Annotated in this window: 9 protein-coding genes; 4 read left to right on the plus strand and 5 right to left on the minus strand. The window is 57.6% G+C overall.

Annotation, left to right across the window (positions count from 1 at the left end):
* Both V7680_RS13670 and V7680_RS13675 read left to right on the plus strand, forming a co-directional pair.
* The coding region (locus V7680_RS13670) for a glutamate--cysteine ligase (RefSeq protein WP_335653822.1) at nt 1-778 on the plus strand (778 nt) is incomplete at its 5' end.
* A gap of 191 nt (nt 779-969) precedes the next feature.
* Entirely contained in the window at nt 970-3,315 is a 2,346-nt protein-coding gene (locus V7680_RS13675) for a TonB-dependent receptor (RefSeq protein WP_335653823.1), read from the plus strand.
* A 33-nt stretch (nt 3,316-3,348) separates the two neighbouring features.
* On the opposite strand, the gene dinB is transcribed toward V7680_RS13675, so the two are convergent.
* Nucleotides 3,349-4,467 (minus strand): DNA polymerase IV, encoded by a 1,119-nt coding sequence (gene dinB / locus V7680_RS13680; RefSeq protein ID WP_335653824.1) that lies wholly within the window; start codon nt 4,465-4,467, stop codon nt 3,349-3,351.
* Nucleotides 4,468-4,506: 39 nt separating this feature from the next.
* The gene (locus tag V7680_RS13685) at nt 4,507-6,078 is read right to left on the minus strand and encodes a pentapeptide repeat-containing protein (RefSeq protein ID WP_335653825.1); all 1,572 of its coding nucleotides are present in this window, start codon (nt 6,076-6,078) and stop codon (nt 4,507-4,509) included.
* A 92-nt stretch (nt 6,079-6,170) separates the two neighbouring features.
* Between V7680_RS13685 and V7680_RS13690 the strand changes: the two genes are divergently transcribed.
* Both V7680_RS13690 and V7680_RS13695 read left to right on the plus strand, forming a co-directional pair.
* A complete protein-coding gene (locus V7680_RS13690) occupies nt 6,171-7,430 on the plus strand; it encodes a multidrug effflux MFS transporter (RefSeq protein ID WP_335653826.1) in 1,260 nt (419 codons plus the stop codon).
* A gap of 42 nt (nt 7,431-7,472) precedes the next feature.
* A complete protein-coding gene (locus V7680_RS13695; RefSeq protein WP_335653827.1) occupies nt 7,473-7,907 on the plus strand; it encodes a DUF2147 domain-containing protein in 435 nt (144 codons plus the stop codon).
* Nucleotides 7,908-7,933: 26 nt separating this feature from the next.
* On the opposite strand, the gene V7680_RS13700 is transcribed toward V7680_RS13695, so the two are convergent.
* The 3 genes from V7680_RS13700 to V7680_RS13710 all read right to left on the minus strand — a co-directional run.
* The gene (locus tag V7680_RS13700; protein ID WP_335653828.1) at nt 7,934-8,353 is read right to left on the minus strand and encodes a GFA family protein; all 420 of its coding nucleotides are present in this window, start codon (nt 8,351-8,353) and stop codon (nt 7,934-7,936) included.
* Nucleotides 8,354-8,361: 8 nt separating this feature from the next.
* Nucleotides 8,362-9,342, minus strand: a complete 981-nt coding sequence (locus V7680_RS13705) for an SO2930 family diheme c-type cytochrome (protein WP_335653829.1) — start codon at nt 9,340-9,342, stop codon at nt 8,362-8,364.
* 29 nt (nt 9,343-9,371) lie between these two features.
* The coding region (locus V7680_RS13710) for a parallel beta-helix domain-containing protein (protein WP_335653830.1) at nt 9,372-10,168 on the minus strand (797 nt) is incomplete at its 5' end.

A 10,168-nucleotide genomic window follows, 5' to 3' on the forward strand; every position in this document is an offset into this window, starting at 1 on the left:
CGGTCTGGCGCTGCAGCCGCTAGCCACGGCGCTGTTCGCCAATTCACCCTTCACCGAAGGCAAGCCCAACGGCTACCAGAGCTTCCGCAGCCATATCTGGTCGGACACCGACCCGCACCGCACCGGCATGCTGCCGTTCGTGTTCGAGGAAGGCTTCGGCTACGAACGCTATGCCGAATATATGCTCGACGTGCCGATGTATTTCGTGTTCCGCGATGGCAAATATATCGACGCCGCCGGCCTCAGCTTCCGCGATTTTCTCAAAGGCAATCTGTCAGTCCTGCCGGGCGAAAAACCGACCATGTCGGACTGGACGGACCATCTTTCCACTGCTTTCCCCGAAGTGCGCCTGAAAAGCTTCCTCGAAATGCGCGGTGCCGACGGCGGCCCATGGAACCGCATTTGCGCTCTGCCCGCATTCTGGGTCGGCCTACTCTATGACCAGACCGCACTCGATGCCGCCTGGGATCGGGTCAAGGGCTGGACCATGGAAGAGCGCGAGGCGTTGCGCAACGCTGTGCCCAAGCTCGGGCTCGACACACCGATTCCCAATGGCCAGACGCTCAAAGACCTGGCCAAGGAAATCCTCGACATATCGTCAGCCGGCCTGACCGCGCGAAACCGCCTGAACACCAGCGGCGACAATGAAAGCGGCTTCCTCGATCCGCTCCGCGAAGTGGTCGCCAAAGGCAAATCACCGGCGGCCCAATTGCTCGAACGCTATCATGGCGAATGGAATGGCGATGTCAGCCGGATCTATGACGAGATGAGTTTCTGATAGCTTCCGGTCGGGGGCAAAGGTTTCATTCGTAATAAAAATGCCACAGTTGATGGTGATTCGACTGAGCATTCATCGCTGGCATCAGTGTTGACTTGACCCCGCGCGGCCGTGTCGTTCAGACTGAACGGATCAGGAAGAGGGGAACTTCCAAGCCCAGTTTCACACATATTCAGCCGGAGATCATAGCTATGCGCCGCTATTCCAAACAGATTATTTCTCGTACCGCTCTCGCCGCTGCCTTGCTCGCCGGTGGTCTCGCTCAACCGGCATTTGCCCAGGATGAAACCGCGGCCGATGATGGTCAGGGTCTCGACATGATCGTTGTGACCGCCCAGCGGCGTGAAGAAAATCTCCAGGATGTACCGCTTTCGGTTTCGACAATCAGCGATGACAAGCTGGCTGCCCTAGGCGCGGGCGGACAGGATGTACGGGCGCTATCTGCCCGTGTGCCCAGCCTTGTGGTCGAATCATCCTTCGGCAGAACCTTCCCGCGCTTCTATATTCGCGGCCTCGGCAATACCGATTTTGACTTCAACGCATCGCAGCCGGTCAGTCTGGTCTATGATGATGTGGTTCTGGAAAATCCGATCCTGAAGGGCTTCCCGATCTTCGATCTGGAGCGCGTCGAAGTCTTGCGCGGCCCACAGGGTACGTTATTCGGCCGCAACACGCCTGCCGGCATCGTGAAGTTCGATTCGGTGAAGCCGAAAGATGATCTCAGCGGCTATGGTCGGGTCAGTTACGGCAGCTTCAATGCCGTCAATGCGCAGGCCGCGCTCAACCTGCCGCTTGGCGAAGGCATATCCGCCCGAGCTTCGGCCATGTACCAGCGGCAGGATGGCTGGGTCGACAATGTGAATCCCTCCACGCCGCAAACCAACGCCTTTGAAGGCTATGATGAATTTGCCGCGCGCTTGCAGCTGTTGATGAACTTCACTGAAGACACCGAGCTTCTGCTGACCGGACAATATCGCAATCTCGACGGCACCGCGCGCGTTTTCCGCGCGAATATCTTCACCCGCGGCCAGGAAGGTCTCAATGCAGATTTCCGGCGCGATCAGGTCGCGGTCGACGGCCGTAACGAGCAAAAGGTCAAAACCTACAACCTGTCCGGCCGCTTCACCCATGACTTCGGTCCGGTATCGATCGTCTCCGTCACCAGCTTCTGGACCGGCGATGCCACTTCGGTCGGCGATGTCGACGGGGGCTTTGGCGCCAACTTCCTGCCACCCGCACTCTATGGCCCAGGGGACATACCGTTCACCGCAGAAACCCGGGACAGCGTACCATCGCTGAGCCAGTTCACCCAGGAAGTCCGGCTCGAAAGCAACGGCAATGGCCCGCTCAGCTATCAGGCAGGCATTTTCTATTTTGACGAGCGGCTGCGCATTGTCAGTGAAAATTACTCGACTCTCGGCGATCCGCTCAACGCCCCCGGAGGCATCAATATTCTCGTCAGCCAGCGTCAGGACAGCGAGGCATTTGGCCTGTTCGGCTCGCTGACCTATGCGCTGACCGACCAGTTTAGTGTCACTGGCGGCATCCGCTACAATAACGACGAACGCGACTATTTCGTCGCCCGCACGCAGGACACGCAGTTTCCCGGATTCCTGCAGAACCCGCTGGGCAACGTCAGCCGCTCGGTATCGGATGACAATATCACCTGGGATGCCAGCCTCAGCTACAAGGCGACCGAGGATGTCAATCTCTATGCCCGCGTCGCCAAAGGCTATCGCGCGCCGAGTATCCAGGGACGCATCCTGTTCCCGCCGGCAACCGCCACTCCGCTCGAAGACGGCGTGACCGTCGGCCAGTCGGAAACGATCCTGTCCTATGAAGCGGGCGTGAAAACCACCTTCTTCGACGGTCGCGGCCGGTTCAATCTCAACGGCTTCTATTATGACCTCGACAATGCGCAGCTGACAGCGGTTGGTGGCGGTATCAACGCCAACCGGCTGATCAACGCCGACAGCGTCCGCGGCTATGGTTTCGAAATGGACGCCGAACTCAAGCCGGTTCCAGAACTGCTGCTCACCGCCAGTCTCAGCTACAACCATACTGAAATCCACGACACCGGATTGACCACAGCCGCCTGTGGCGCCACCCGCGTTGATACGTTCCCGAACGTCTCGCTCTGCACCCCGCTCGATCCGATCGTGACACCGGCAGCACCATTCTCTGCCGCTATCGTCAATATCGATGGCAACAGCCTGCCGCAAAGCCCGCGCTGGATCGCCAATGTTACCGCCCGCTACAGCATCCCGGTCGGCGATGGAGAAATCTACGCGTTCACCGACTGGGCCTACCGTTCGAAGATCAATTTCTTCCTTTATGATTCGATCGAGTTTCAGGATCGCCGCCAACTCGAAGGTGGTTTGCGCGTCGGTTATCAGACCGACCGGTTCGAGCTCGCCGGATTTGTCCGCAACATCACCAATGATGAATCAGCGGTCGGCGCAATCGACTTCAACAATCTGACCGGCTTCGTCAACGAGCCGCGTATCTGGGGTGTCGAAGCCGGATTCAAATTCTGATCTGAGTGGCCCGGCGAAGACCAGAGAAACAAGTCAGAAATCAAAGGCTGGTTGATCCTGGCCATTTTCGGAGGCGGCGGATTCATCTTCTGCCGCCTCTGCACCTTCCAGATTGGCGAGCGTCAGCCCGAGCAAACGAACACCATTTTCAACCGGCATGATGCTGGCCAGCAATTCGCGGCCAATGGTGGCAAATTCATCCTTATCCGCGACATAATGGTCGGTTGATTTCGATCGCGTTACCTGCCGGAAATCGGCATATTTCGCCTTGAGCGTCACCGTCCGCCCGCGCGCTTCGCATTTCTCGATACTGTTCCAGACGATATCGATAATATGCTCGAACGCGTCATGCATGTCGCTGTCGCTGACCAGATCGTCGCCATAGGTCCGCTCGCCGCCAACCGATTTGCGAATCCGGTTGGACCGCACTTCGCGATGATCGACGCCGCGCGAGGCGAGGAAGAGATAGCCGGCCGACTTGCCAAAATGTTGACTCAGGAAAGCCTGCGATTGCGCGCGCAGGTCGGCGCCGGTGTGGATGTCGAGCTTGGCCATCCGCTCTGCCGTCTTCGGGCCAACGCCATAGAAGCGCCGCACCGGCAGCCCGGCGACAAAATCCGCCCCCTGATGCGGTTTGATCACGCATATCCCGTCCGGCTTGTTCTGGTCGGAGGCGATTTTGGCGATAAATTTGTTATAGCTCACCCCGGCGCTGGCGGTGAGATGGGTCTGCTTCTTGATTTCCGCGCGGATCATCTCGGCGATCCTTGTCGCATTGCCGATCCCCATCTTGTCCTGCGTAACATCGATATAGGCTTCGTCCAGCGACAAAGGCTCGACCAGATCGCTGTGCATCCGAAAGATCGCGCGGATCTGCTGTGATACTTCGCGATAGACCTCGAACCGGTGCTTGACGAAAATCAGGTCGGGGCAACGCCGTTTGGCAGTGACCGAGGCCATGGCCGAACGCACTCCGAAAACGCGCGCTTCATAAGATGCCGCAGCTACGACCCCGCGTTTGGACGAACCGCCCACCGCCACCGGCTTGCCACGCAATTCAGGAAAGTCCCGCTGCTCGACGCTGGCGAAAAAGGCATCCATGTCGATATGGATGATCTTGCGCTGGAGAAGGTCGGGAGTGGAATCGGACATGGCGTCAGTCTAGCGCCTGTTTGGCCGCTTGGGGAGCGACTACATTTCCTGGCTGAGGGATTTCCGGTAGTCCGCGATGATCTCGTCGCTGACACGAACACGGACCGTCTCTCCGAGACTGGCGCGCATCCCGCAACTCATCAAGTCGGCGGCCTCGGGATGGGTTTCATAGTCCGGCCTGCCATTGGCGAATATTTCCAGTCGGTCATCATATATCCGGAAGATCGGGACAGCGGCCCCTTCCGATACAGGAATATACCAGCCGGAAAGCTTGTCAAAATAGAGATGCGCAGCGTTGATGCTGCACAAATGGGCATTGGCACCAACCGCATTGCCCTTGATCGTGAAAAGCCCGTCATCGCCGCGCTCGATCAATATATCGGTCATTGACGCACCAACCAGGACTGGCGCGATTTTGGCGAACAGATCGGACGCGACAATCTCGGCAGGGAGCGGCAGCAGATCATCGATGAACAACGCGGCCTCTCCTCGCGCCAGCCATTGATCCTCGCCGAGCAAGCCCAGCAGTTCGCCCTTGCGAAGACTGTAGCTCTCACGGATGCAGCCCGAGGGATATTCGGCAGCGCCGCACAGGTTGCGCTGTTTCAACCAGGCGCGCTGGCTCGACTTGACGCCCGGGGAGCTTTGCTTCGCACGCTGATATAATGATGCGATATCACGGTCCGCTGCGCGCAGATCATCGGCATATTCACCACAGATTTCCAGCTCGACCTTGCTGGCTGCCTTGGCACAGTCAAAAGACGGACGAGCCTCTGCCTTCTTCTGTCTGGCGGTTTCGGCCAGCAGATATTTTGCTTCATCCGCCGTCAGACGGACATCGTTTTCGCTTCCGCGCAAGATGATGTTGCCGCCAAATTCGGCTGTCACCAGATTGGACAGCTGACGGGGACCGACAATCGTCTGGTCGAGCAACGCGCCCGACAGATCCACATTGTACAGACCGAAACTGTGCAGCGTGGTTCGGGTAAAATTGGTTCCCTTTGCGCTTATGCCCGCTTCACCCTGATAAACGGGGCAGCCATCCGATATGGTAATGCCGCAATCGAAGATAAATCCGGTCAGATTAGCGCCATCGATATTCCATCCGCCGACGCCACCTTCAAACCAACCGCCATCAAAATGGCCGCCGCTAAAATCCGCGCCCTGGGCCGCGACGTCGGATAGATTTGCATTGCGGAAGAATATCCCGGGCATCCGCACGCCGCGCATATTGGAGCCGGTAAGGTCCGATTTGATAAAACCGATGCCACGGGCCTGCGCGCCGGCGAAATTGGCATCGGTCAGATTACCATTCTCGAAGCAGATATTGGCGAGCGGGATGTTGGAAAAGTCCCAGCCGGAAAAATCACCGCCGTTGATAATCTTGAGGCCAGCCTCCCGCGTACCGGTCATCCGCATGAAATCCGGGACATTATTTATCGAGGCACCATCGATGACCCGATGGGGGACATCAATTTTGCCCTCGCTCCAGATATCACCATAAGCAGATGCACAGCTGACCTCGGCTGGCGGAGTTTTTGCCTGGGCCGGGCTTGCTCCAGCGACAAGTATCGCCAATGCAGCAACAGGCAGAAACCAAAACTTCGTCATTCAAACACCCTTATATTCTGGAATCTATCTGCGGTCACCGCCTCATCATCTCTACTATAGCCACGCCCGGCCGATCTTGCCATAGGCCGGAGGTGGAAAACAAAGCCCCCCCTTTTCCGATCGGTCGCTTCGAACTGATCCTCATCGCGGCTAGCCTGATGGCGCTGAACGCTCTGGCGATCGACATGATGCTGCCGGCATTGGGCCTAATGTCGGATGACTTTGCCTTGCCTACAGTCAACGACCGGCAATGGGTCATCACCTCCTATCTCTACGGTATGGCGATTGGTTCGATCATCTATGGATCGCTGGCTGATCGCTATGGCCGCAAACCGATCGTGCTGATCACCACCGCCATCTATGTGGTTTTTGGTATATTATGCGCCTTTGCATGGGATTATGACTTGCTCCTCATCGCCAGGTTTATCCAGGGTCTGGCAGCCTCGGCGCTGGGCGTACTGGTCAACAGCATCATCCGCGACCGCTATGAAGGCGACGCAATGGCGCGGTCGATGTCGACGATCATGATGGTATTCATGATCGCGCCGATCACCGCGCCACTGCTCGGGCAAATGGTTCTGCTGGTAGCCCCGTGGAAGGCGATATTCCTGATCCTCTCCGCTATCGGATTGGCTCTGTTCTTGTGGGTGTGGGCAAGACTGCCGGAGACCCTTCACCCGGACAACAAGACACCAATCAGCCCCAAAGCCATAGCCTCGGCATGGCGTCAGGTCCTCTTCAACCGCAACAGTTTTGGCCATGTCATGGCCAGCGGCCTGATGATGGCGCCTTTGTTCGCCTATATCGCGTCAGCACAGCAGATATTTTTCGATCTGTTCGATGCCGCGGATCTCTTTGTCTATTTTTTCGCGCTCAATGCCGGCGCCATGTCACTCGGAAGCTTCGCCAATTCCCGGATCGTCATGCGCTTTGGCGCGCGGCGGGTATCTCAGTCGGCCCTCTTATTCTTCATTCTGATGTCGACCATCCACTTTACCCTGGCGATGACGGACGGCATCAACATCTGGACATTTACCGCGCTGATCGCCCCTTCCATGGCAATGGTTGGTTTGACCGGTGCGAATTTCAGCTCGATCGCGATGCAGCCGTTCGGCAAGATCGCGGGCGTTGCATCTTCTTTTCAGAATTTCTCCCGTACCTTGTTATCAGCATCGATCGGCGCGGCAATCGGGCTTCAGTTTGATGGAACCATCCTGCCGATTGCAGCCGGATATCTGGTGTGCGGTCTGGCATCTCTGGCCTTTGTTTTCTGGGCCGAAGAGGGTCGATTGTTCCGCCGCGTTCAGATTGGCGTAACCCGCGAGGCTCTAGCAAAGATTGATAATTTATAAGCGAAGGTCGATAATGCCGGCTACGCACAGAGGAGTATGACGATGCCTTTTTCCACCCCGATGAAAATCGCCCTTGGCCTGATCCCCGCAGCCATGGCCTTCGCTACCCCCGCGCTGGCGGCAGGTTCGATCCATGGAGACTGGATCACCCAGGAACGGGACGCCATCATCAAGATTTCCAAATGCGGAACGAGCGTCTGCGGCCGCATCCATAAATATCTGGTGACCCCGCCCAGCGGCCCCGGCCAAAAGGATGTCAACAATCCCGACAAGAAGCTGCGCAATCGCACGTTGCTCGGCACGGCGATATTGACAGGATTCACGCCTGACGGTGATATCTGGCGCGGCAAGGTCTATGATCCGAAAACCGGCAAGACCTATCGCTCGGAGGTCAGCCTGGAATCGACGAACAAGCTGAAGATGAAAGGCTGCATCGCCTTTTTCTGTCAGGGTCAGGACTGGACCCGGGCGAAATAATAGCGCTTCCGGATTTTGACCCGCTACTATTGAATCTTCGGCCCATCTCGGCCTTCCAGCCAGCGATCCCCGGGCGGCACGGTCACCCAGTGATGGCGCTCGCTTTCCCACACGCTGCGCGAAGGCGGCGGCAGGTCATCACCTTCAAAGCAACCGACGGCAATCCCTACAGCATCGGTGTCAAACGCCGCCACCCAATAGACGGTTGTGCCGCAATCCGGACAGAAACGGTTCTTGAACGGTTTGCCGCTTGTCCCCGTCCTGACATAGCCGTTTGAGCTTCCCGAGATATTGCATGTATCCGCCTTGAAATAGGCTCCGACCCCATAAGGTGCCCCGGTCCTCTGCTGACAGCCGCGGCAGTGGCACATCACCACAGCGAAGGGTTCACCCGTCGTTTCGATCCGCAACTGGCCGCAATGGCAATGGGCGTTTCTGACGGTCATGCGGGCCCTTACTCCATCTCCGCAATCCATCGGCTGAGCAACGCGACGCCCTCGTCATGGACGATCGAACGCCCCACTTCCGGCATGCTGATGCCGGGATCGAGGCTGTTCAGACGATAGATCATGATGCTGCCATCCGGATCGCCGGGCGCGATGTCGAAATCATGGTTTCCGCTACCCCGTCCGGCCGCAACCGGACGCTTGTTGATTCCGAAGCGAACCGGCATTTTTTCCTCATAGGTCAGGAACAGCCCGGAGTTGCTCGCCGAGCCGTTGATATTGTGACAATGGGCGCAATTGACATCGAGATAACCCCGCGCGCGGTCGTTCAGCGGCGCGCTGGTCTCTCCCCAGACCGGGATGCGATATTCAACCTTGGGATTCTGGTCGATCAGACCGAGCTTGGCAAAATCGGCTAGCTGACCGTCATGGGTGAGATTGCGTGCCTTCGGCCCGAGCGGGACCACCGCATCGGATAATGCGTGACATTCCTTGCACTGGTTCTTGTTCGGCACACCGTAGTTTATCGAACGCTGTTTGCCCGACGGATCGGTGAAGCTCACCGCGATCCGCGCGCCAGCAACCTTGAGCACCGCTTCGGTCTGGGCTTCGTTCCAGACATAGGGCAGTGCCAGCCAGCCATCAGCGCGGTGGAGCAGCACTCTCGTTTCGAGCAGGCGGGGCTTGCCATCAATCTCGTAACCGAAGCTCTTGATCAACGCAGATCCCACCGGGAATTCGAGCAGCCCGTCACCATTGGCCTTCGCCTGCTGTCCCTCCGGCAGATAGATGAACCGGTATTTGTCGGCATAATCGGTGAACAAAGGCGTGTTGAGCGAATAAGGAGTCACCCGATCGTTCGGCTGCCATCCGGCGCTATCCTTGAAAAAGCGATAGTCCGACAGGCTACGCGGCAGGCCATCGGACAGGATCACCGCATCGGCGACGCCCGCAGGCTGGTTGGCGCCGGCCGAAAAAGCCAGCACCATTATCGCGCATGCAGAAACCAGCCAGCGCATTATTTGATCGCGTCTTCCATCGTCTGCGGCAAGGTGATCGGTTTAAGCTGTCGGCCATCAAATGGCTCGCTCGCGCCCGGCACCAGTGAAGGCTTGGCTTCGGCCAGCGACTGGCCAGATCTTGTCAGGCCCATGGACAGGATCGCGACATCATCACCAATCAGGATATTTTCGCCCGTGCCATCCTCGATGATCGGCGGGATCGCACCACCAAAGGCAGCCTTCAATTCGGCACCACCGGTAAAAACCGGATTATAGCCCGCCCGTCCATGGTGATTCTCGAACACCCGCACACCGATTGGCTTGGGGTTATAATTGGGGTCCTTCTGCTCCTTGCTGTAGGAGACGATCAGGATATTGCCGGTGCCATTTTCGGCGAACCGATTTTCAAACACTTCTACTTCATAATGCGACATCACCATCACGCCCATTCCGGCGGGAACCTCGGCGACAATATTGCCTGCGGGGGCAAAATTCGGCGTGTTGTTGTCGACCACGATATTGTCAAACACCCGGACATTGCGGCCGCCCTGTTTGGGAATATTGGGCAGATCGAACACCAGGATACCGCCGGTATTGTTCACCGCGACATTATTATAAACATCCGCGCCGATGCTATTCTCGATCTCGATTCCGGCAACATTGAACTTGGCGACCGAATTGCGGACGATGATATTCTCCGACTGGCCGACATAAATGCCGGCATCGGAAGAGCCGATCGTGACCACGCTGTCGACCAGCACATTGCTGCTTTCGACCGGATAGATCGCATAAGCGCCATTTTCGGCATGCGGCC

Source organism: Parasphingorhabdus sp. (assembly GCF_036963705.1).
Taxonomy (GTDB): domain Bacteria; phylum Pseudomonadota; class Alphaproteobacteria; order Sphingomonadales; family Sphingomonadaceae; genus Parasphingorhabdus.